This window comes from Paraburkholderia rhynchosiae, assembly GCF_002879865.1.
GTDB classification, from domain to species: Bacteria; Pseudomonadota; Gammaproteobacteria; order Burkholderiales; family Burkholderiaceae; genus Paraburkholderia; species Paraburkholderia rhynchosiae.
In genome coordinates, this window is sequence record NZ_PNXY01000009.1 from 160750 (window position 1) to 182778 (window position 22029).

Here is a 22029-nt window from a genome sequence, read left to right on the forward strand (position 1 = left end):
CCATGTTTCCGCGAATCGTAGTCAAACGTCCCGGCAAGTCCGAAGGTGAAAGTCCCTTCTGGATTTCCTTTTCGGACCTGATGTCCGCATTGATGACCCTGTTCCTGGTCGTGATGGCCGCGACGCTTATCACTGTCACCAAGAGCGTCTCGACCGTTGAGGAAAGGAAGATACAGCGCGAAACGGACATCCGGGAACTGATGGCGCAAATCAAGGAAGTGTCGCGGCAGTTTCCAGAGGTAAAGGTCAACGAAACCACTTATCGCATCGACCTCGGTGACATTGTCCGGTTCGATAGCGGACGGTCAGACATCTCGACCAGCGGGGCAACATTCCTTCGCAACTACGTACCGGTTCTTCTCAAGGCGCAACAGACAGATATTGGCCGGAAATGGATTCGCCGCATCGTCGTGGAAGGGTTTACCGACCAGGACGGCAGCTATCTATACAACCTGGGGCTGAGCCTCGACCGCAGCCGGCGTGTGGTTTGTTCACTTTTCGCACTACAAAGCCGAGACGAGACGCCTTTGAGCGTTGGTCAAAAAACGCAGATTCGTGACCTGTTCCTTGTCGGCGGATACTCGTTCAACTCTACGAAGGAGTCCAAGGAAGCGAGTCGCCGGGTCGAACTGAAGGTCGAGTTCTGGGCGCTTGACGAGCAATCCTCCGCACCGCCAGCACCCGTCTCGAAGGAGTTTGGGCAATGCAGCTAGGTACCGACGCACTCTCCCTTCTGAAGTCGGCGCTCGACCGAAAGCTTTTCGCTTTCAGTTCGGACTGGAAGGAACTGGGACAGCCGGCACTGGTAGAAAAAGCGAGTGAGCAGGCGAAGCGGGCTTTTCAGGAATACGCGAGTGCGCGCCCCTCGGCGCGCGATGCCTACGCATCTGCGCTCGCCTTCCTACGCGGACACGAACTCGACGAATCACAGAAGGATACAGTTGCCAGCGCGCTAAACCAGGCGGTTTCAGAGCGTCAGGGAGCGAGGCCGATAGGCAGCGACAGGCTGACGGCACTTTTCAGATACTACGAGGACGAAGCAGTTGCCGGAACATTGTGGCGTCTGACCTGGTTCGGCCTGCTGGTGTCGTATTTCTCGTACGACCCGCTCTCTGCTCGGGGGATTGAACACGATGGCTGGCTGTTGCTGAGGAAGCTTCTTGCTACGACCTGGCCTCATATCGACAGCGCCAGTGGCAACGCGACGGTCCCCGATTGGCTGGCCGCATTACGACGACACCCCGCACTTATCAGCGAAAGAGCTGCCGACGAATTTGCGGACCATTATCTTGCCGGTGACCGGACTACCCTTGATTTGATTGTTGAGAACGTCGGTATTCCGGAGAGCAGCTGGTTCTGGCACTCACTGGTCCTCAGTGCGGCGAAGACTTGCGCCGGCTATGGGGACGAACGGTTCGTGGCCCAAATACCGCGCCTGATTGCCCTTATCAAATCTCGTACTGTGTTTCGTGATGAGGCACTCGAAATCCTTCTCGCGCGATACCACCGCATTCCTGGGCATCCCGTTCACCACGAACTGCGAGATTACGTTGTCGGCAAGGACGTGTGGCGCAATCCAAAACTGAAAGCGGCAGGCATTGCGACGGCTTGGAATCGCGTGTCCGTCGCCGTTTGGCGAATGGTCTTGCAATGGGTGAACGAAGGCAACCTGCGGGACTTTTTCGACGTACTGGCTGCCCGGAATAGTGCCGACGAGGGTCGGCTTGCGTTTTGGAGCCGCTACATGCGGCAGATTTCGTGGACCCGGTTGATTTTTAGTAACGAAACGGTGTTACTCGCGCGAGGCAACCGGGAAATCCGGGAGCTTATCGCCCGGGAGGCTGGAGCGTACGCGACCCTGTACGGGAACAAGAACATCGATGCGTTCATCATGCAGATTGGCGAGTACATCATTGTCGAGTTCAGCACCACGGGCAACGCGGCGTACGTCTATGACTCGGCAACACTCCAGTTCGACAGGTACTCGTCGACCTATCACGGCGGAACCGAGGATTTGCGCTACGGATTTCGCGCTGGAGCCCGCTGCAGAATCATCCATAACACGGGCTGGCAGTCCAGCGCAGCGTACGAACTTGGTCGGCTTGGCATACGACCCGACGACGATACCCAGCAGGAACGACTGCCCCGTCGCGCCCCGATTGAAACACGACAAATCAATACGCCGCCCCAATCGGGGCTGGCAGGACCGGCATGGGTTCCGCCCACCACCCCTTCCCGAGTCGCCACTCAAACGCAGTTTTCCATGGCGGCGCTGGAAAACTACGTCGAGCAATACATTGATGCCTACGTCGATGACAGGCGCCAAGCCGCCGGCGGGCGACTGTGGGTTGAAGACCCGCGACAGGACATGGCGCTTGGCAGACAGCTGAAGGTGTGGGGCTTCAAGTGGGCTAACTCACGTTCGGCGTGGTATTACGCGGAGTAAGGATGGCTTTCTTCAACCTGTTCAAACGCGGCGCTTCGACAAATACGGCGCGCCCGAGCTTCCAGCCGGAGTGGACCGAGCGCGGCATCGCGTTCAGGCTGGCCGTTCCATTGCCGGCACCGACAATCGATGAGCTCCAGGCAAGGGCGTATGCCGTTGAGCGGCACGAATTCGTCCTTGCTCACTACCTCCTTCAACTGGTGCAGGAAGGTGCCGCGTCGGTTGACGCCGACAGCCTTCTCCTGCCCTGGTCGGAGTTTTTCCGACTGAGGGAGATGCCCGAACATCAGTCGTCGCTCGCGAGCTTCGTCGTTCCACCCGAGCGACCGTTCCAGCCGGTACTGGACCATCAGGCCACGCTATCAGATTCATCCTTCGACATATTCGTCGAAAGCTGGGAGCTGAACGGGTTGAGCATTCGCACGGCTCGACGGATAGGTGCCGTGCTGATTGTCGATGATGAGGAAGCGCTCCTCCCCGCGGCGACATGGGAAACGGTCGAGACCATCAACCAGTTCCAGCATCGCCCCGTCGAGCAGCGCACTCAACATTTCAATGAACTAGGTTGGGGAAAGATTCGCTCCCAAGCGGATATTGCCAGCGCTCTTTATAAATCCCAGTACCTGGCAACGACACACGTTCTGACACCGGACAAGCTCCGTCTTCCTCAGACGAGGGAAGAGACTCCTTTCGGCCGTGTTCACACTGTTATGCCCACGTTCGACGGCGCGCCTGACGGATGGTTACGTGCCTTTGACCAGTTTGGGACTGTCCAGCCTCACTATGACCTCGCGAGCAGCGACGGCGGCCGGGTCCGCATTGTGTTGTCCGAGCCCGTGCTCAAGGTCCTCCAGGTCATCAAACGCGACATGCCGGGACGCCGTGTCGCGGGCGCACGTGCCGAAAAGTTCATCCACAACCCGTGGGCTTTTCTTGGTGACAGTGCTGCTGAAGTGCTCAATGAGGAAGACTTCCTGCTGGACAAAGCTTCTGCTGGTCCGCTCACGACCATCTTCTCGGTCGCGACCCGGATGAGCGACGGTCGCATCGACACCGTTGGACTCGTCGTGACCGAACACTACGCCGATGGCACGGCGCGAACGTCTGATTGCAGGTTTGATGGTACGGCATCGCTCGCGGAATTTGTGATTACGCTAGAGGGCGCCCTGTGCGAGGAGCGAGAGCTTTTTCCGTGGAACGAGTTCGACCTTACCGTCGATGCCGAATCTGCCTCCCAGCTTGAGACCGCCCGACAGGTTTTGTTTTTGTGGCGTAGTCAGCCCGCAGGGCGGATTGATTTCACGGACGTATACACGCTGGACGGGTACAGCGACCGGATTCACGGAATCGGCGTAGCCAAGCCTATGTATGTACCAGTCATGCAGAACGCTTCCTCCGACGCGGATGATGAAGGCGGCTGGCTGCCCGACGAACTCACTCCGATGGTCTCAGTCACATTGTCCGGACACGACGGTCACGTGCTCATTCCGCTCACCGCAGAATGGGTTGGAAACTTCGAGCAGACAGTTCAGCAGGCGGAAAAGGAAGGAGTTGGCGAGGTGTGCGACCCCGAACTGCCAACGGCCATCGATACCGCCCAGGCGCGGCAGCTCGCCGACGCATTCGGTTCGATGATTGCCGCCAGTGAAAAGGTCAAGGCGGAAAAGGCCGGCGGAGAGACGAAGTCGCGCAGAACGAAGGAAAGCCTGCTCGTCAAGACTAACTTCAACGAGGTTGACTATCAGGAGGCGAGGCGAGCCGTCCTGACACCGCCTGAGGAGGCGAAGGCAATCCTACCAGCGTCCCTGCGGCCATCCGTTTCGCTGAAAATGCATCAGCGACAGGGCATTGCTTGGTTTCAGCATCTCGTCGCATTGAGCCCTTCGGAGTGCCGGGGAGCGCTCCTCGCGGACGACATGGGCCTGGGGAAGACGCTTCAATTGCTTACCCTGCTTGGCTGGTTTTACGAACAGCGGCCCGAAGGAAAACCCTCATTGGTCGTCGCACCGAAAAGCCTGCTTGAAAACTGGGCCCAGGAAATTGAGCGATTTTTCACTCCTGCTTATCCCGACCATCTTGTGTTGCATGGCGACGAATTGCGAGCGAGAAAACAGCCCATAGACCTCATCGACGAACAACTGCAGACGCGCGGTATCACCGACCTGCTCAAACCAGACTGGCTCGGGAACCGCAAGGTCATCATCACGACCTACGAGGTACTGACGAATTATGAATTCTCGTTCGCCCGCAAGGAATTCGCGTTTGTCATCTGCGATGAAGCGCAACGCATCAAGACCCCTGGAACGCGGGTCACGCTTGCCGCAAAAAAGCTGAAAGCGGACTTTCGTATCTCCTGCACGGGTACGCCAGTAGAAAACTCCCTAGCCGACCTATGGTGCCTTTTTGACTTTGTGCAGCCGGGTCTGCTGGGTGCGCTGGAGACCTTCGGCCGAACTTACCGCCGGCCGATTGAGTGCAACACCGAGGAGCACCACGACAGTCTGAACCGGCTCCAGTTGCTCATCGCACCGCAAACCTTGCGTCGAACCAAGGAAGACATTGCCGGCGAACTGAAGAAAAAATACTTCGTCCTGCAAGGGCTAACGCAAGCAGCAACCTCGCTCAGCGTCAATCCATTAGACGGTGAGCGGCTAGAGGTTGCCATTTCAGGCCACCAGTTGGTGCTCTACAAAGGCGGTCTCAAAAAGCTGCAGGATGCCGCCGCGGAGCGGGATGCCCGGCAGCGCGCGAGACTTTCGTTCGGCGCTTTGCATCTCATGAAGGCTGTTTGTGCCGAGCCATACTGTTTGCCGGGAAGCCGGTTCGCGCCCGACAAGCGCGGTCTTGATGCGCATCTCGAAAATTCGCCGAAGATGCGGTGGCTGCTCGAACAACTTGGGGCGGTTGCAGGCCGCGCGGAGAAAGCGATTGTCTTCACAGAGTTGCGTGAGGTGCAGGCGGCGCTCGCCTACTTCATCCATCAGCGCTTCGGCCTGAAACCGTCGGTGGTGAATGGCGACACGCAGGGCCGGCAGGGTTTCATCGACCGTTTCTCTGGTGCCGGTGGCTTCAACGTCATCATTCTTTCCACCCTGGCTGCAGGCGCCGGACTCAACGTGACGGCGGCAAACCACGTTTTCCACTACACCCGCGCGTGGAACGCCGCGAAGGAAAATCAAGCCACGGACCGGGCGTATCGCATTGGCCAAGAAAGGGATGTGTTCGTCTACTGTCCAACCGTTGTCGCCGACTTTCCTACGTTCGAGGTACGTCTTGACGAAATGCTGAAACGCAAAGGAAAACTTGCGGGTGCAACCATGAGCAATTCGTCAATGGAGGCCATGCTGAACGGCAACATCGAAGACGTGCGGATGTCTGAACTATTGGGGGACGTGCCTGGTTCCGCGCAGATTGAACTCAGGTACCTCGCGATGGATGATGTCGACCGTCTTGATGGCGCCAGCTTCGAATACCTTTGCAGGCTGTTGTGGGAAAAGCGCGGATACGTGGCGTCTGTGACGACAAAGATGCGCGGCGACGGTGGCATTGATGTGATTGCACTGCAGGGCAAGGAAGGTGTGTTACTCCAGTGCAAGTCGTCTGCGAATGCCGAACTCGGATGGGATGCGGTAAAGGAAGTAGCCGCTGGTGCCGCGAGGTACCAAGGCACGTATTCGGGGACTCGATTCAGGCGTATATGCGTGACGAACCGGCGTTTCAATACTGGCGCGCACGCCCAAGCTGACGCGAACCGTGTTCAATTGATTGAAAGAGACGGGTTGGAGCAACTGCTCAAACAATATCCTCTAACGGTTGTAGAGTTAGACGATGAATTGATGAGAAAATTGTCGCTCTCGAGTGCAGCGTAGCAATTTGTTTTCCAGCTTGTTCAAGCAGAATACCCGATGTGAGACCGGCGGCTGGGGATGCAAACTCGCTCGATAATTGGCGAGATAAATAGTCGACAAACCTCCACTCGCCTGTAACGGGAGCACCGCCAGCGTTGTACCGTAATCCAACCGACACGCGCTTTACTTCCTAACCACAGCTATCCTTAAACACTACCTCTATTACTATGGCCAGGTCCGCGTTTCAAACGAATCCAATCGCCCTGCGAGAGCTGCTTGACGATTGCGACAGAGGTGCTCTTCAACTGCCCGACTTCCAGCGCAGTTGGGTATGGGACGAAGACCGCATTAAAAGCCTAATCGCGTCCATTTCTCGAGCGTTTCCTGTTGGCGCATTGATGACGTTGGAGACGGGGGGCGATGTTGAGTTCAAGCCCAGGCCAGTTGAGGGTGCCCCGCGCTCAGCTCAGTCGGCTGTGCCGCGGGCGTTGTTGCTTGACGGTCAACAGCGAATGACGTCGCTCTACCAAGTAACACTCCGCGGAAAAGTCGTGGAGACCGTTACACCGAAGAACAAGAAGGTTAAGCGCTGGTTTTACATCGATATTAGAAAGGCGATGGACCCCTCGTGTGACCGGGAGGATGCCATTGTTGGTGTGCCGGAAGACCGGGTCATACGTACGGATTTTGGGCGTTCCGAGGTTCTTGACCTGACGACTCCGGAACGCGAGTACGAAACGCTGATGTATCCCGTTTCACAAGTGTTCGACTGGGATTCATGGCAGGATGGCTTCCAGGAACATTGGCGCGGAGATGAGCACTCAGACGCGCGGAAGTTGTTCAAAGCATTCAAGCAGGCGATTCTGGAGAATTTCAAGGATTACCGGGTCCCGGTTATCGCGCTGGACAGGTCCACATCGAAGGAAGCAGTGTGCGTTGTGTTTGAAAAGGTCAATACTGGTGGCAAGCCGCTTGACGCATTCGAACTCGTTACCGCGATGTACGCCGCCGAAGGGCATGAACTTCGAAAGGACTGGTTCGGCAGCGAAAAAGCGAAGGGTCGGCTGAGCCGCTTCGTAGAGACGTTGCGTCCCGCAGATGCTACTTCGGGCATCATCGCGAACGTTACCAATACCGATTTCTTGCAAGCAGTTTCGCTCTTCTACACTCGTGAGAAACGCCGGGAGGCGGAGCAAGCCAATAAATCTGGAAAGGATTTGCCATCGGTCAGTGGAAATCGTCAGGCGCTTCTTAATCTTCCGTTGGCTGCTTATAAGAAGTATGAGGCGCAAGTCGAAACGGGGTTCATCCATGCAGCTAAGTTTCTTCACATGCTGCACATATACCGAGTGTTCGACTTACCCTATCAGTCACAAATCGTTCCGCTTGCGGCGATTCTTGCCGACATCGGAACCGCGTGGGAGCACGATACGGTTCGCACAAAACTGGTCCAGTGGTATTGGAATGGCGTCTTTGGTGAGTTATATGGTTCGGCGGTTGACTCGCGCTTCGCGCGAGACTTCTTGGAAGTGCCGGCTTGGCTGAACGGCGGACCGGAACCGACGACAATCAGCGAAACCATCTTTCGCGCCGACCGGCTAAAGACGATGCGGATGCGCCTATCGGCCGCGTACAAGGGTGTGAACGCCCTGCTCATGAGAGACGGTGCCCGCGATTTTCGTTCCGGGCAGAAATTCGACCATACCGTGTTCTTTGGTGAGAATGTCGACATCCACCATATCTTTCCGCAAGACTGGTGTAAAACCAACGGCATCAAACCCGCCATATACGATTCGATAATCAACAAGACCCCTTTGTCCTATCGAACGAACAGGATTATCGGTGGAGTGGCACCGTCCGAGTATCTCGCGAAGCTTGAGGGCGGTAATTCGGCAACCCCACCTATCAAACGGGAACGACTGGACGAGCATCTTGAGTCGCACTTCATCAATCCGGATTTGCTTCGAAGCGATTCGTTCGAAGCCTTTATGTCAGACAGACAAAAGCAGTTGTTGGCTCTGATTGAAGATGCGATGGGTAAGCGCGCGTACACCGGGGAGATTCGTGAGGAGGGTGAGGACTATGAGTCGGACGAGGCGACATTGGAAGCCGATTTGACGATGGATGCCGCATAGCTGCGACCGCAGTTGTAGCGCAAAAACAGGGTTTGGTGGAGACGAGAGCTAAGCTGCGCGGGAAGCGGCCGCTGAAGTTGAGGTTGGCTAGCGCCACGCTTCACCGAGCGCCTGTGCCTGCTGCAGGACCAGCTCCACCGCGCCGTCTTGCTGGTCCGGCGGGTACTTGTATTTACGGAGGATGCGCTTGACCATCAGCCGGAGTCTGGCTCGCACGCTTTCTCGTTCTGACCAGTCCACTGTTATGTTCTGGCGCAGGTTTTCGGTGAGCTCGTGCGCAATCTTCTTAAGCGTCTCGTCGCTCAGCTCGCGGACGGCTGACTCATTATTGGCGAGCGCGTCGTAAAAGCGGATTTCGTCTTCCGTCAGGCCCAGTTCCTCGCCCCGGGTCGCGGCAGCGCGGAATTTCTTGGCCATGTCGATGAGTTCTTCGATGACTTGGGCAGTTTCAATCGCCCGGTTCTGGTAACGAGTCACGACGTTGGCGAGCATCTCCGAGAACTTCTTCTCCTGCACTACATTGCTTGCAAAGCGGCTCTTGATTTCGCCTTCCAGCAGCCGCTCCAGCAGTTCCACGGCGAGGTTGCGTTCGGGCAGGTTACGGACTTCAGCAAGGAAGGCTTCATCGAGAATACCAATGTTCGGTTTTTCGAGCCCGACCGCCTCGAACACATCGACAACCTTCTCAGACACCACGGCCGAACTGATGATTTGCCTGATGGCGAGTTCGCGCTCTTCGTTGGTTTTCTTCTTGTCGCTCAGTTCGCGCTTGGTGAGGATAACCTTCACAGCCTGCATGAAGGCCACTTCCTCGCGCACATCCTTGGCTTCGTCGAGCGTGCAGCACAGCGTAAAGGCCTTGCTCATGGCGAGCGCCGTGTCGGCAAATCGTTTCTTGCCATCTTCAATGCCCAATACGTGATTGGCTGCACCAGCAAGGCACTTATGACCGCCGGTTAGAAACCCGCTGTAGTCGTAACCGTGAAGCATTCCGCGCAGGATGTCGAGCTTTTCTGCCAGCAAGGAATATGCCTCGGCCGCGTCGACCGTCGGACGACCTCGCCCATTGCTGGCGGTGTACTCCTTCAGCGCGCTCTTCAGCTCGTTGGCAATGCCAATGTAGTCGACTACGAGGCCGCCTTGCTTGTCCTTGAAGACGCGGTTCACCCGGGCGATTGCCTGCATCAGGTTGTGACCTTTCATGGGCTTGTCCACGTACAACGTGTGCACGCAAGGCGCGTCAAACCCCGTTAGCCACATGTCGCGCACGATGACGATGCGCAGCGGGTCAGCGGGGTCCTTGAAACGCTTTCCGAGCCGCTTCTTGACCTGGCCGCTGTAAATGTGTGGCCGCAGGAGCGCTTTATCGCTCGCTGAGCCGGTCATGACAATTTTGATGGCGCCCTTCTCAGGGTCCGGGTCGTGCCAGTCGGGGCGCTGTTTGATGATTTCGTCGTAGAGGTGGACGCAAATCTCGCGGCTCATCGCCACGACCATGGCCTTGCCCGTCTGCGCCTTGTTACGTTCCTCGAAGTGCATCACGAGGTCGGCTGCTACAGCGGCCACACGTGGTTCTGCACCGACGACCTTTTCGAGCGCGGCCCAGCGGCTCTTGAGCTTGGCCTGCTGGCTTTCCTCTTCGTCCTCGGCGAGTTCGTCCACCTCCGCGTCGATGTGCGGCAGGTCCTCCGCCTTAAGCGACAGCTTGGCCAGGCGCGACTCGAAGTAGATGGCGACTGTGGCCCCATCCTCCTTGGCCTGCTGCATGTCGTAGACGTGGATGTATTCCCCGAACACGGCGCGCGTGTCACGGTCCTCGCTCGATACCGGCGTGCCGGTGAAGGCCACGAACGTGGCATTGGGGAGTGCGTCGCGCAGGTGCTGCGCATAGCCCACCTGGTACTTTTCCTGGCCCGGTTTGCCCTTCAGTTGTGCCTCAAACCCGTACTGGGTACGGTGCGCTTCGTCAGCGATGACCACGATGTTGGTTCGGTCCGAGAGCACCGGGAACGTGTCTTCGTCCTCGCCGGGCATGAACTTCTGGATGGTGGCAAACACGATGCCGCCGGAAGGCCGGTTGGCGAGCTTGGCGCGCAAATCCTGGCGGGTTCCGGCCTGCACCGGCTGCTCTCGCAAGAGGTCCTGCGCCAGCGAGAACACGCCGAACAACTGCCCGTCAAGGTCGTTGCGGTCGGTGATGACGACGATGGTCGGGTTCTCCATCGCCGATTCCTGCATCACGCGGGCTGCGAAGCAGGTCATGGTGATGCTCTTGCCGCTGCCCTGCGTATGCCAGACCACGCCGCCCTTGTGGCTCGCGCCTGGGCGCGATGCCGTCACTACCTGCTGGATAGCAGCGCGCACCGCGTGGAACTGATGGTAGCCAGCAATCTTCTTGACCAGTGCGCCGTCGTCCTCGAACAGCACAAAGAAGCGCAGGTAGTCCAGCAGGTAGGTCGGTGCCAGCACACCGCGAATCGATGTTTGCAGTTCGTTGAACTGGCCGAGCGGGTCAAGCGTGACGCCCTCGATGGTGCGCCATTGCATGAAGCGTTCTGCATCGGCTGAAAGCGAACCCATGCGCGCCTGCGACCCATCCGAAATCACGAGGACCTCGTTGTACTGGAAAACGTCCGGAATCTGCGCCTTGTAAGTCTGAATTTGGTCATAGGCCTTCCAGATGTCGGCATTCTGGTCGGCAGGGTTCTTCAGCTCCAGCAGTACCAGCGGCAGGCCATTGACGAACAGCATCACGTCGGGGCGCCGTGTGTGGTGCGGGCCTTTGATGGCAAATTGATTGACCGCCAGCCACTCATTGCCTGCCGGCTTGGCCCAGTCGATGAGCCGCACGCAATCGCCGCGTGTCTCACCGTCGCGTTGATATTCCACCGGTACGCCACCGACCAGCAATTGATGGAAGCGTCGGTTGGCCGAGAGCAGCGCAGGAGTGCCCAAGTCCTGCACCCGTTGCACAGCATCCTCCCGCGCCTGAAGCGGAATTCCGGGGTTGAGCCGCGCAATAGCACTGCGCAGACGTTCGACCAACAATACCTGGCGATAGTCGGCACGTTCGGCACTAACGCCGTCAGGCGCAAGGTCCGGCCCGAAAACGCGGGTGTAGCCCACATCGGCCAGCCAGCCCAGTGTTTCCTGTTCGAGTTGGTCTTCTGTCATGGTCGTTCTCAGGCGACGAGCGCTGCGGCTTCGGACAGACTGAGTTCCCCAGAATTCAGGCGGAGCAGGAGCATGTCGCGAATGGAACTGAGTGTGGTTTCCAGCTTAGAGTTCGCCGTCAACTGTGCTTCCGTCGCGGAAACCGTATCTTCAAATATCTCTAAGACCTTGGTGTCGGGGACTAGCACCGGCACGGACCCGAGGATGGAAGTGTTCAAATTTGGCATCGTTGCACCAATCGCATGACGGACAAGCCATTGCCGTGCGCGCGGAGCGTCTAGCGTCATAGAGAGAAACGACGATGACAGAAACGACGGGCCAGAACGAACAAGCAAGCAGCCGGTGCCGCACAACCAACCAACTTCACGTTCGCTAATTAAGGCGTGTCGCTCGACATCACCGCGACGACTGAACACAATATCGCCCGACTTGAGTTTATGTTTTTGGAGTCGGTCCGCATCCTCGGGGCAAATACGCGCGGCTGTGGCAGCATCGACTCTTCGCCCCTGAATATCCTTCGGCATTACTACAGGAATTCCATGTTCTACATAGTCAGAAGCATGCAGTTGGCTACCGAAAGGCCCCGTTTGAATCGTGCCGTCGCAATCCTTCATTAAGTCCCCTAAGGTTGATGCGCGCCAACCCGTCGGCACCAGCCCCAGTTTCGACTCCTCGAACTCGTCGGGAAATAGCGCGGCGACGGTTTCGACCATCCTCTCGGGCGCACGCCCTTCCTGCTTGGCGCGGATAGGCTCGAAATCGACAAACCAGGACTTGAACAACGCCCGGCCGATGGCCTCCAGCGTCGCGCTGTTTTCCCGAAGCACTCGGCATCTACGCTCTATCTCTTCGAGCAAATCGACAAGATGCGCTCGAGGAGCGGTACACGGTGGGACGGGGTATGAAAGAAAATCCTCGCGACTTAGCGCGACGACCGCACTACCCATCGCTCGCCCCGCACAATACTCGCGGTATTGTGGTGTGCGAAGCAACCAATAAATATACGTTCTTGTGGCTTCGTGGGATTCAATAAACTCTAGCTTTACGGTGTCTTGGGTCAGGCGGCCGAACGGCACATGGTCCGGCACTCTTGCCACGGAGCCAATCATCTTGCCGTCCTTGGTAGCCCCCTTGAGTGCGGCAAATAAATCGCCGGGAAATAGCATTAGCTTTTCAGGACACTCTCCGCCGTATGTCTTAAATTCCGTTTCGCGAAATCCACCACCCGGCTCGATTGCTCCAAGGCCTAACAATGCAGGCCCTGGCGCACCTACGAGACTGCCTTTATACGTTGTGCCACGTACCAAGGTTACATAGTGGCCAAGGCAACGTGATGTCTCAGAATTCATACCCCAGCCTCCCCAGCTTCTGTCGGATTCGCTGGTCCAGTTCCACGCCCGTCGCTATCTGTTCGCTTAGTTGCTCGGTAAGCTTCTGCATCTTCGCGCTAAAGGCTTCATCGTCTTCCACGACTTCGTCGGCACCCACATAGCGTCCCGGCGTCAGCACATGACCATGCTTAGCAATTTCGGCGAGCGTCACGCTACGGCAATAGCCTGGAATGTCGGCGTATTCTCCGATACCTTCTTCCGCCTCATTGCGCCAGGCAGCAACGGTCTTTGCAATTCGCTCGATTGTTTCGTCGGTCAGTTCTGCTTGGACCCGGCTAATCATGGTGCCGAGCTTGCGAGCGTCGATGAACAGCACTTCGCCTTGGCGATTAGTCTTCTGCTTGGCAAGAAACCACAGACAGGCAGGAATCTGGGTGTTGAAGAAGAGCTGCCCTGGCAGAGCCACCATGACGTCGACCACGTCGGCGTCGACCATTGCACGGCGGATGTCCCCCTCCGAGTTCTGGCTGGAACTCATCGAGCCATTGGCCAGTACGATACCCGCGCGGCCATTCGACTTTAGGTGATACAGCATGTGCTGGAGCCATGCGTAGTTGGCGTTGCCCTGCGGCGGCGTGCCATACACCCAGCGCGGGTCACCCTCGAGGCTGCCATGCCACCAGTCGCTGATATTGAAGGGTGGATTGGCCAGCACAAAGTCGGCGCGCAGGTCTGGGTGCTGGTTGCGTACGAAAGTGTCGGCCGGTTCGCGCCCGAGGTTGTAGTCGATACCCCGAATGGCGAGGTTCATCGCCGCCAACCTCCAGGTGGTAGGGTTGGACTCCTGCCCGTAGATGGACACGTCCCCCAGCTTTCCTCCGTGGGCTTCGATGAATTTCTCGGACTGCACGAACATGCCACCGGAGCCGCAGCAAGGGTCGTAGACTTTGCCGTGGTGAGGTGCGAGCACAGCCACGAGCGTCTTGACGATGGAGGCCGGCGTGTAGAACTGCCCACCCTTCTTGCCTTCGGCACTGGCGAACTGACCGAGAAAGTATTCGTACACCCGCCCGAGCACATCGCGCGCGTGGCTGGCGTCCTCGCCAAAGCCGATGGTCGAAATCAGGTCGACCAGTTCGCCCAGCTTGCCATCCGGCAACTGCGAGCGGGCGTAGCGCTTGTCCAAGATGCCCTTGAGCTTGGGGTTTTCGGCTTCGATTTCCGCCAGCGCTTCGTCAATGCGCTTGCCGATGTCGGTCTGCTTGGCCGCGCTGCGCAGGCTCTCCCAACGCGCGGTTTCCGGCACCCAGAATACGTTGACCTCGCGATAGTAGTCACGGTCTTCAAGTTCGTCGGCGAGCAGTTCGTCGTCACAGCCGTGCAGGAAGTATTCGTCGCCTTCGTCCGAGAAGCGGCGGGTCAGTTCGGCGCGCCGGGCGGCAAATGTATCGGAGATGTACTTGAGGAAAATGAGGCCGAGCACGATGTGTTTGTACTCGGCAGCGTCCATATTGGCGCGTTGCTTGTCGGCGGTTGCCCAGAGGGTCTTTTTTAAGTCATCAAGCATCAGAACTGGTTCGTCCGGTCATAGTCAGGTGTATTTCCAGGCATAAAACCCGGGCATTTCGCCACCAAGAAATTGATAGCGATTCTATCTTGAATGACATTTGGACTCGCCAACGGGCTTAAGTATGGCACCACGGGGTGTCCAGACGTACGGTGAACGCTGGATTACGCCCGTAACCATGCCTGCCCATCCTCCTCCCGAATTGCAACGTGCACCATGTACGCGGCTCCAGCTTCTCAGTGTCCGGCGTGTCGAGCAATGGCAGCGTGGCGTTGCGGAGGCCCGACGACATCAGCGAACGCTTCGGCTATCGGCATCGATTAAGCGTTCGCCGTCTTCCTTCGTGAACTCACCCGATTGCGGATTGGGCAGAATGTCGAGAACCACTTCGGATGGCCTGCACAACCGAACGCCGAGCGGCGTGACCACCACAAACGGCCGGTTGATGAGCTGTTCACGGGTTGGGGGAAACGACGCCTTATTGTGCCTGCGCTGCCTGACGGTGCGCAGCTTGCTGTTGAGCGTGCTTTTTCGCAAGGTAACCGGGCACCTGACAACTACGTTTAAGTCGTCAACTCCGGACCAGACTCGACTGTGGCCACCGGAGCGGGCACGGCCACGCTCTTGCGTGGCGCTTTTTTCGCCAGCGCTTTCTTGGCCGGCACCTTCGCGCTCACGGCCTTCTTGGCAACAGGTTTCTTCGCCGTCGGGGCTTTCTTCGCAACAGCCTTCGTGACCACCGGTTTCGCATCGGCCGCCGCGCTGACGCCAATCAAAAACTTCGTCCGGTCTTTCGCACCGGCTAGCCACGCCGGAGCCGGACCGCGTCCGCTCCAGGTCGCGCCGGACTTCGGGTCGCGATACTTAGCCAGCTGGGGACCTTTCGGCTGACCCTTGCTAGAAGTCGCACCAACTTCCTTCGGGGCCTTCGTCACCGCAACCTTCGTCTTGCTCACCACAGCTGCGTTCGTCGCAACAGTTGCTTCAACACCGCCTGCAATCAGGAACTTACTCCTGTCTTTGGCTTCGGCAATCCATGCCGGCGCACGGCCGCGTCCGCTCCACGTCGCGCCCGACTTTGGGTCCCGGTACATCGCCGGCTGCGGCCCACGGACATAGTTGCCAGCCGCCTTCGCTTTGCTGGCAGGAGCCGGCTTCGCCGTCGCTGTACTTCCGTCAATCAAGAATTTGTCTCGGTTCTTCGCGGCGGCAATCCAACTTGGTGCCCGGCCGTGTCCGGTCCAGGTTGCACCACTCTTCGGGTCGCGATACTTGACCACAGCAACACTGCCTTTGCTCATGGTCTTAACAACTGCCTTCGTGGCGCGCCGCTTGCTGCCAACGCGCGCGTCAATGTCAGCGGTCGTCAGGCCGTGCTTCGCCATCAACTCGCGAATCTTTTCGATGACGCCGGACGATTGCTTTGCAATCAGCGCATCGGCTTGGGCCTGCAATTTTTTAATCTTCGCCTGCATTGCTTCCAAAGTCGTTGCCATCTAGTGGCCTCCTCATAAATGTGGTCGCAATATGCCACGGTCGCGCTAGAAAAGGCTAGTGCATTGACTAAAGCGGTGTATCACCAAAAATCACAACACCGCGTCGCCGCCCTCCCGGCTCTTCAATGGGGCCCGCTCACGGCTTGTCCTTGCCGCGAACATTCCCTGGTGGTTCTCCGGTACTTCCACCGCTCCTCCTTCGGCGTTGGAAGAGAGCGCCGAATCCAACCGCGACAAGCAAGGCCGTCATCAGGCCGGTGCTCATGCTGGTCGCGCTATGGGATTGACTTGCGCTAGAAGAGGCAGAAGCTAATGTTGTCGTCAAGAATCCCGATGTCTCCATTCTCAGGAAGATGTGGCAAGTCGCCCAGAAACTGGGCGCTCGGGTGCAGGGCGATGATTGCTAGATTTACGGTTCTGGCGGCAGCGTCGTCGCATAATGAGCCGCGATTCCTGACTTGGGCACTACAAGACGTCTGCCGGCATTACGCGATGAGATACGTTGATGAGGTAAGCGCATCGTTAGTGCTCACACCATCAAAAACGAACAACGAATCGATGTCTTTCGCGGTTAGCCCCAAACGGGTTGCCAGTGTTTTTCACTTCGGTATTGAGATTGTATTCCGCACGCACGGCCTTGAGCACGCCCTCGATGTCGCGCTCGAAGCCGACTGCATTACCGAAGTGAGTCATGTTCCAGTTGCAGCCGGTCTTTGTCAGCCTCTTGCAACTGCGGCCGCGGCACACGAATCTTCACGCCATCTTCGACGATTTCCTGCAGTCGATGGATTCGCCGGTTGACCTCCTGCTGAAGCTGCGAGGCATTGAGCGTCTTGCGTATCATCCAGGTCTCCTTCCAGGTGCTCAATCCAGTCTAACGCAGGTGAGGCGTTCTGTGACCTTGCGCTGAAATGCAAAATGTCTGAGAGGGGCAGGCGCCTTGGTTAGCCGGGGTACGATGTCTGCGTAGCCAATCGCTATGCCGCAAGTCGGTGCTCGTAGAATGGCCGGTCCCGGTCATCAAGAATTCCGTACATCGCCACCAGGTCCTTCGGGTCTGGGTTGAGCCATGCATCTATGTTTTCCGGCTTGATAGGAATGATGCACCGGTCATGTCCTGCGGCGGCTACCTCTGGAGGAGGTTCATCCGTGATGGCGGCAAATGAAAGCAGGTCCGGCTGCCCCGGCACGCTCCATCGTGACCACAGACACGCGACATGCATCAGCTCGCCGTTGCTCGGACGAAACTCGAGAACGACATTTTCATCGCGCTCGTGAGTCTCCAGTAACGTGCCTTCGAACTTCGCCTTGCTCACATTTTCGTAGAACACTTCAACGAGAAGGACAGCATGCGTGCGTCCAAAGCAAGGCGCCCAGAAGCCTTCGAGGCTATCCCGCCGCGCGTTGTACGTGCCTGGGTATTTGACATCATAAGACGCGGGCTTTCCAGCGATGCGGCACTGGTAACGCATCGGCTTGACCACCCGCCGTCCGTTTTCCATCACCATCACCGGAGCATAGTTGCCAGGAAAGATGCGTGAGTCGCGCGGTTGGGGCTCGGTTCGCCGCAGGTCCTCGAGCTTGCCCTTCGCCCAGGCGATTTTGTCGGTGGCGATTCGCTGGCTTTCCGTTGCGGCTTTGGTGACCTTCGTTTGCAACGTGCGCTCGGCGTCGGCCAGCCGTTTCCGTTGTTTGAACAGCTCCTGCTCGAGTTTGGTAGCCTGCACTGAAGCGTACTTGGCGATGAGAGCATTGATTTCGCGCTCTGCGTCATCTTGCGGTTCAGCAAACGCGTCTTCCATGGCTTTGGGTATCTTGGATTTGCTAATGCCCTCCGCTCGCTCAAAGAACAGACGCGCGAACTCGTGGATGTCCATAATGGCGCCAAACGTGCGCACAAATTTCCTATAGTCTGCGACGACTTGAGCCGAGTAGCACATAACTGCCTCCGTTCTTTGCGAGCATGATAAGCACTTACTGGGCCGCGGCCCTGCAACGCAACGTTAATGCACGACACTACCGTAATGAGTTCAGGCAAGCACTTCTTTCCGCTGACTTCCAGTCGCAACTTCGGCAGGCGACCCGCGCGAGACACGCGCATGCCGCGACAGCAGAACGGGGGTAGGTTGAAGGGCAACAGCCAAGGGTTCCGCGCATGAGGGCCCTCGTCGTTTCACAATGTCGACGGTCAGACCATCGGCAGACGGTTTGAGCGCCAGCCGCAATAGTGCTGGCGACGCGTCCTGTGCTGCGGCGAGCGGCCGGACCATCACGAAGAAAGTTTCCGATGACTGCGCAGCAAGGTGCAGGCGTCGAAGCGATGAAGACTGCGCGTACTGGGTCCAAAAAACGAGCGCCCCGCAACTTCCTGCCCGCAGTATCTGTTCTACCGACCAAAGCGCGTCCGCTGTCTTCGGTGCCTTGACTCGAAGCATCCGGTCCAGCGACAGGCCGATGTAGCTAAGTCCCAGCCCGTCTGGAGTGTGTGGCGGCTGCACCAATGCAATGGGCCTGTCGCCTGCGGCACTCAGCGCCGGCCTCAGCAGCCTAAGTTCACCGACGCCCGGGTGCTGCACCAGCAGGTCCACCAATGCGCCCACCGGCCACCCACCGCCCGGCAGTTCTGCCGACAAGGCCGGGTAGCCAGTCTCGATTACCCGACCTCGCCCATGGGCGAGCTGAGACGCCCGCCACAGGGACGGATGTATCGCTTCAGGAGACGCCGCCGCGTTGGTCATTGCTTGAAATACCTGTATGGATGTACAGTATCCTACAGGCGAAAACGGTATGTGTGAACCGCAGATTCCTCGCGCCGTCAGCCCGGCCATTGGCCGGCCCCAGGTGTGGAGTCGCAGGCTTGTTAAAGGAGGTGCAGGATGAGAGCGGATAATTGGGTCCGGGAGGCCCAGCGAGAATCGAGGCTTGTCGATGCGCTGTTTAAAGCGCGCAATCTGATTTCCATGCACAACGGCATCACTGTGCGGTGCGACGGCGAGGAATGGGCGCTGGACTTCGGTCAGGAGCTTGAGGCGATTGACGCAGCTTTAAAGACGGCCGGAATCGACGTCACACGCCTTCGGCAGTAAGAAACACCGCATGTAGAGGTCAAGTGATGCAAGCCGATGAGTTTCGTGGATACGCGCTATGGGGGCATGCGATAGAAGCGCATGAAAACGGCCGTCACTCCACTCGGTTCGCAGCGAGCGGCACCATCACGCGCGACAAAAAGTTCGTCGAAGCGTCGGGAGTTCTTGGTCTGTTTGATGCCGCGCAGGACGCAGAAGAAGCTGGGCTAGCATGGGCGCGCGCCTGGATTGACAGCCACGGATAGCGATGCGCGAGCAAGACCGATTTAGCCGACGAGCCGACGATAAGCGCTGAGATGCCGGACGAAGCCTTGCTTGTCCGACGCACACTGCGCGGACGGCTCTGTACCCATCTTGCCTCTCTCGAAGAGACGGGCCTTGAACATCTCTTCCATTTCCTGAACGAGCTTAGTCGGGCCAGGTTGCGTCATGTTTCCGGAACAGCCGGATGCGTCGAGTGCGGCAACTACTCTTCTGCCCCGTCCTGTAAGCCCTTCATCGCATCCGGGACTATGCCGAGCATGCGAAGCGTGTCTTGTATGACGTCGACCTCAGCCAGCATGCGCTCCATGGAGCCAATCGGAAGGTCCTCCGGCATCATCTTTCCTTGCGCTTTCCGAATGGCATCGACGGTCACGCACAATGCGAAGGCCGCTAGATAATCGTTGTCCTCCACGTCTTCTCTCTGTCGATAACTACAACAAGCTAAATATCGACCGAATTTCACGTTTCTTGATGGCACCGGAACGTTTACTCAAAGAGGTTCGGGCAATCCCCGTTCGTCGGGCAATGGGCGCTTGATTTCGGCCAGGAGCTCGAGGCGATTGCTCTGAAGACGGCCGCAGTCGACGTCGCGCGCATTGGGGACATGCAATAACGCAGCGGGAGGACATCCGCCACTCCGCTCGATTCGCAGCGGACGGCGCAATCAAGCGCGACAAATGGTCGTCGAAGCGTCGGGAGTTGCCGGTCTATTTGAGGCCGTGCATGACGCAGAAGAAGCTGGACTTAGCATGGGTGCGCGCCTCGATTGACAGCCGCGGATAGCGATGCGCGAGCAAGGCCGATTTAGCCGGCGAGCCGACGATAAGCGCTGAGATGCCGGACGAGGCCTTGCTTGTCGCCACGAATCTCGCTCAGTCTCGCGAGGTTGAAATGAGCGTCGGCATGCGTCGGGTCAAGCTCTATGCACCGCAGATAGGCCCCTTCCGCAGCTTCATAGCGCTTCAGTTCTTCGAGAACGACCGCCCGGTTGAAGTGCAGTAGCGCGTCATCGGGGAAGTGCTGCAAAGCCCCGTCGAAAATGGACAACGCCTCGTCGCAGCGCGTCTCTGCCTCGCATAGCAATACGCCCAAGTTGGTGTATGCGTCGTAGTGCGGTGCTGGCGAGAGTTCAAGCACTTTCCGGTAGGCCTGCTCCGCACCGACAGCGTCGGTTTCGGTCAGCTGTTCGGCCAGTGCGAACCATTCTTCCGCCTGTTCTTCGCGGCTCTCCTGGTTTCGCGGTACCGAGTCGAGAAACGCCACGTCGCCCCGGATAGGCGCGACCTCGAAGTCAAGCAGATGCTGGCCCGAATCAGCGTCCCAGTGCGCCTGTCCCGACCTCACGGCCACGGTCTCACCCACAGACGTAATTCGAATCCCGGACAGTGGAAGCTCGTCAGGGAGTTCGGCTTTCAGCTTGGCAAGCGCCCTCAGAATTTTACGTGCGGAGACTCTGGCCGATTGCAGCTGGAACGCAGTGCGCAGCAGCACAACATCCTGGAAGGAAAATCGAAGCTCGTTCCGTCGACCTCGCGACGGGTGGACGAATCCGGCGTCAATCAGCCCGGAAAGGACCCGACGCGACACGCCCAGCAGCGATTGAAGGCTGCGCAACGAGTAATCGTTTGACTGGCTCCGTCTTGTCACTTGCGTGCTCGGACCTTTGCTGGTGGCGCCTCTTTGACGTCCGGCTTCGGCGTCGCGCGCTTGACAGGCCGGCGAGGCTTGGCGGCAAGCACTTCGACATCGGCGGGCGAAGTCTTTTTCGTCACTGGCGCCTTGGCCGCTGCTGTCTTCACAGGTGCCTCACGTTTGTCCTTGTTGGCGCTGAGACTAGCCCGAAGGGCTTCCATCAGGTCAATCACCTGTCCGCCAGACTCTTCGGCTGGCGTCTCCGGCGACACAATCTGTTTGCCCGCAATCTTCCGGTCGATGGCTTCCAGAATCCGCTTCTTTTCTTCGTCTTCGTAAGCGGTCGGGTCATAGGCGTCTTCCGACACCTGGTCGATGATTTGCAGTGCGAGTTTCAGTTCCGTATCGCTGACGGTCACCTGTTCGATATGCAAATCGCTCAACGCGCGCACCTCATCGGCGAATAGCAGTTGCTGGAACACCATCCCGTCTTCAGCAGGCCGTATCTGGACGATTCGCGTTTTCCCCTTGTACGACCATTTTGCCAGCGCGCAGCGTTCGCTTTCTCGCATGGCCCGCTGAAGCAGGCTGTAGGGTTTGCCGCCGCGTTTGTCTGGAGCGATGAAGTACGCCTTGTCGTAGTACAGCGGGTCTACCGACTTTTCGGGGACGAACGAGACAATTTCCACGACGTGGCTCGCGCCTTCTTCGAGCGCTTTCAGTTCTTCGGGGGCAAAGACGACGAACTGCCCCTTCTCGAACTCGTATCCCTTCTTCATGTCCGCGCGGGCCACGACTGCGCCGGTGGCCTCGGATATGTACTGCTGCTTCACGCGGCCACCCTCCGGCGTCAGAAGGTTAAATCCGACTCCGGCAGCGCTATCCGTCGCCGAATACAGTTTCACCGGTATGGACACCAGTCCGAAGGACAGTGTCAGCGATGCGATGGACCGTGCCGCCATGTGAGCCTCCTGTGCGCGAGTGCAAGGCTTTACTTGCGCTGCCTGATACCAGTATCTGCGGCCAACGTTAGCGAACGCGCATCTCGTG

16 protein-coding genes and 2 pseudogenes are annotated in these 22029 nt (G+C 58.1%); 6 read left to right on the plus strand and 12 right to left on the minus strand.

Going from position 1 to position 22029, the window contains the following annotated elements:
* The first annotated feature begins 2 nt into the window (after nt 1-2).
* From C0Z16_RS15280 to C0Z16_RS15295, 4 genes are all read left to right on the plus strand, one after another.
* Nucleotides 3-713 (plus strand): OmpA family protein, encoded by a 711-nt coding sequence (locus C0Z16_RS15280; protein WP_102632960.1) that lies wholly within the window; start codon nt 3-5, stop codon nt 711-713.
* The gene (locus C0Z16_RS15285; protein WP_102632961.1) at nt 704-2446 is read left to right on the plus strand and encodes an EH signature domain-containing protein; all 1743 of its coding nucleotides are present in this window, start codon (nt 704-706) and stop codon (nt 2444-2446) included. Before C0Z16_RS15280 ends, C0Z16_RS15285 begins: the two co-directional genes overlap by 10 nt.
* 2 nt (nt 2447-2448) lie before the next feature.
* On the plus strand, nt 2449-6315 hold the full coding sequence (locus tag C0Z16_RS15290) for an SNF2-related protein (protein WP_102632962.1): 3867 nt from the start codon (nt 2449-2451) through the stop codon (nt 6313-6315).
* A 206-nt stretch (nt 6316-6521) separates the two neighbouring features.
* Nucleotides 6522-8429, plus strand: a complete 1908-nt coding sequence (locus C0Z16_RS15295) for a DUF262 domain-containing protein (protein WP_102632963.1) — start codon at nt 6522-6524, stop codon at nt 8427-8429.
* 87 nt (nt 8430-8516) lie between these two features.
* Here the strand turns inward: C0Z16_RS15295 and C0Z16_RS15300 are convergent, their stop codons facing one another.
* The 8 genes and pseudogenes from C0Z16_RS15300 to imuA all read right to left on the minus strand — a co-directional run bounded on the left by C0Z16_RS15300 (nt 8517) and on the right by imuA (nt 18735).
* Nucleotides 8517-11603, minus strand: coding sequence for a type I restriction endonuclease subunit R (locus tag C0Z16_RS15300; protein WP_102632964.1), 3087 nt, complete (start codon nt 11601-11603; stop codon nt 8517-8519).
* 8 nt (nt 11604-11611) lie between these two features.
* On the minus strand, nt 11612-12952 hold the full coding sequence (locus tag C0Z16_RS15305) for a restriction endonuclease subunit S (RefSeq protein WP_244201242.1): 1341 nt from the start codon (nt 12950-12952) through the stop codon (nt 11612-11614).
* The gene (locus tag C0Z16_RS15310) at nt 12942-14501 is read right to left on the minus strand and encodes a type I restriction-modification system subunit M (protein WP_102632966.1); all 1560 of its coding nucleotides are present in this window, start codon (nt 14499-14501) and stop codon (nt 12942-12944) included. The genes C0Z16_RS15305 and C0Z16_RS15310 overlap by 11 nt, the downstream gene beginning before the upstream one ends.
* 291 nt (nt 14502-14792) lie before the next feature.
* Nucleotides 14793-14951: pseudogene (locus C0Z16_RS38715) on the minus strand (arsenate reductase (glutaredoxin)); the annotation flags it as partial.
* A gap of 113 nt (nt 14952-15064) precedes the next feature.
* The gene (locus C0Z16_RS15320) at nt 15065-15997 is read right to left on the minus strand and encodes an H-NS family nucleoid-associated regulatory protein (RefSeq protein WP_102632967.1); all 933 of its coding nucleotides are present in this window, start codon (nt 15995-15997) and stop codon (nt 15065-15067) included.
* Nucleotides 15998-16534: 537 nt separating this feature from the next.
* Nucleotides 16535-16841: pseudogene (locus tag C0Z16_RS15325) on the minus strand (hypothetical protein).
* A gap of 133 nt (nt 16842-16974) precedes the next feature.
* Nucleotides 16975-17937, minus strand: coding sequence for an SOS response-associated peptidase family protein (locus C0Z16_RS15330; protein WP_102632968.1), 963 nt, complete (start codon nt 17935-17937; stop codon nt 16975-16977).
* Between the two features lie 90 nt (nt 17938-18027).
* Nucleotides 18028-18735, minus strand: a complete 708-nt coding sequence (gene imuA, locus C0Z16_RS15335) for a translesion DNA synthesis-associated protein ImuA (protein WP_102632969.1) — start codon at nt 18733-18735, stop codon at nt 18028-18030.
* 138 nt (nt 18736-18873) lie between these two features.
* Here imuA and C0Z16_RS15340 point away from each other — a divergent pair, with 138 nt between their 5' ends.
* Complete coding sequence (locus C0Z16_RS15340) at nt 18874-19083, plus strand: hypothetical protein (RefSeq protein WP_102632970.1); 210 nt, start codon at nt 18874-18876, stop codon at nt 19081-19083.
* Between the two features lie 26 nt (nt 19084-19109).
* Nucleotides 19110-19328, plus strand: a complete 219-nt coding sequence (locus C0Z16_RS15345; RefSeq protein ID WP_102632971.1) for a hypothetical protein — start codon at nt 19110-19112, stop codon at nt 19326-19328.
* A 21-nt stretch (nt 19329-19349) separates the two neighbouring features.
* On the opposite strand, the gene C0Z16_RS37750 is transcribed toward C0Z16_RS15345, so the two are convergent.
* The 4 genes from C0Z16_RS37750 to ku form a co-directional block, all read right to left on the minus strand.
* On the minus strand, nt 19350-19514 hold the full coding sequence (locus C0Z16_RS37750; protein ID WP_158244489.1) for a helix-turn-helix domain-containing protein: 165 nt from the start codon (nt 19512-19514) through the stop codon (nt 19350-19352).
* Nucleotides 19515-19549: 35 nt separating this feature from the next.
* Complete coding sequence (locus tag C0Z16_RS15350; protein ID WP_102632972.1) at nt 19550-19759, minus strand: hypothetical protein; 210 nt, start codon at nt 19757-19759, stop codon at nt 19550-19552.
* 392 nt (nt 19760-20151) lie between these two features.
* Nucleotides 20152-20994, minus strand: a complete 843-nt coding sequence (locus C0Z16_RS15355; RefSeq protein WP_102632973.1) for a tetratricopeptide repeat protein — start codon at nt 20992-20994, stop codon at nt 20152-20154.
* Nucleotides 20991-21941, minus strand: a complete 951-nt coding sequence (ku, locus tag C0Z16_RS15360; RefSeq protein WP_102632974.1) for a non-homologous end joining protein Ku — start codon at nt 21939-21941, stop codon at nt 20991-20993. The genes C0Z16_RS15355 and ku overlap by 4 nt, the downstream gene beginning before the upstream one ends.
* Nucleotides 21942-22029 lie beyond the last annotated feature (88 nt).

What these genes read in the sequence shown, in the direction of transcription:
- C0Z16_RS15280 (WP_102632960.1), top strand. Translation starts at nt 3, where the DNA reads ATGTTTCCGCGAATCGTAGTCAAACGTCCCGGCAAGTCCGAAGGTGAA.
- C0Z16_RS15285 (WP_102632961.1), top strand. Translation starts at nt 704, where the DNA reads ATGCAGCTAGGTACCGACGCACTCTCCCTTCTGAAGTCGGCGCTCGAC.
- C0Z16_RS15290 (WP_102632962.1), top strand. Translation starts at nt 2,449, where the DNA reads ATGGCTTTCTTCAACCTGTTCAAACGCGGCGCTTCGACAAATACGGCG.
- C0Z16_RS15295 (WP_102632963.1), top strand. Translation starts at nt 6,522, where the DNA reads ATGGCCAGGTCCGCGTTTCAAACGAATCCAATCGCCCTGCGAGAGCTG.
- C0Z16_RS15300 (WP_102632964.1), bottom strand. Translation starts at nt 11,603, where the DNA reads ATGACAGAAGACCAACTCGAACAGGAAACACTGGGCTGGCTGGCCGAT.
- C0Z16_RS15305 (WP_244201242.1), bottom strand. Translation starts at nt 12,952, where the DNA reads ATGAATTCTGAGACATCACGTTGCCTTGGCCACTATGTAACCTTGGTA.
- C0Z16_RS15310 (WP_102632966.1), bottom strand. Translation starts at nt 14,501, where the DNA reads ATGCTTGATGACTTAAAAAAGACCCTCTGGGCAACCGCCGACAAGCAA.
- C0Z16_RS15320 (WP_102632967.1), bottom strand. Translation starts at nt 15,997, where the DNA reads ATGGCAACGACTTTGGAAGCAATGCAGGCGAAGATTAAAAAATTGCAG.
- C0Z16_RS15330 (WP_102632968.1), bottom strand. Translation starts at nt 17,937, where the DNA reads ATGTGCTACTCGGCTCAAGTCGTCGCAGACTATAGGAAATTTGTGCGC.
- imuA (WP_102632969.1), bottom strand. Translation starts at nt 18,735, where the DNA reads ATGACCAACGCGGCGGCGTCTCCTGAAGCGATACATCCGTCCCTGTGG.
- C0Z16_RS15340 (WP_102632970.1), top strand. Translation starts at nt 18,874, where the DNA reads ATGAGAGCGGATAATTGGGTCCGGGAGGCCCAGCGAGAATCGAGGCTT.
- C0Z16_RS15345 (WP_102632971.1), top strand. Translation starts at nt 19,110, where the DNA reads ATGCAAGCCGATGAGTTTCGTGGATACGCGCTATGGGGGCATGCGATA.
- C0Z16_RS37750 (WP_158244489.1), bottom strand. Translation starts at nt 19,514, where the DNA reads ATGACGCAACCTGGCCCGACTAAGCTCGTTCAGGAAATGGAAGAGATG.
- ku (WP_102632974.1), bottom strand. Translation starts at nt 21,941, where the DNA reads ATGGCGGCACGGTCCATCGCATCGCTGACACTGTCCTTCGGACTGGTG.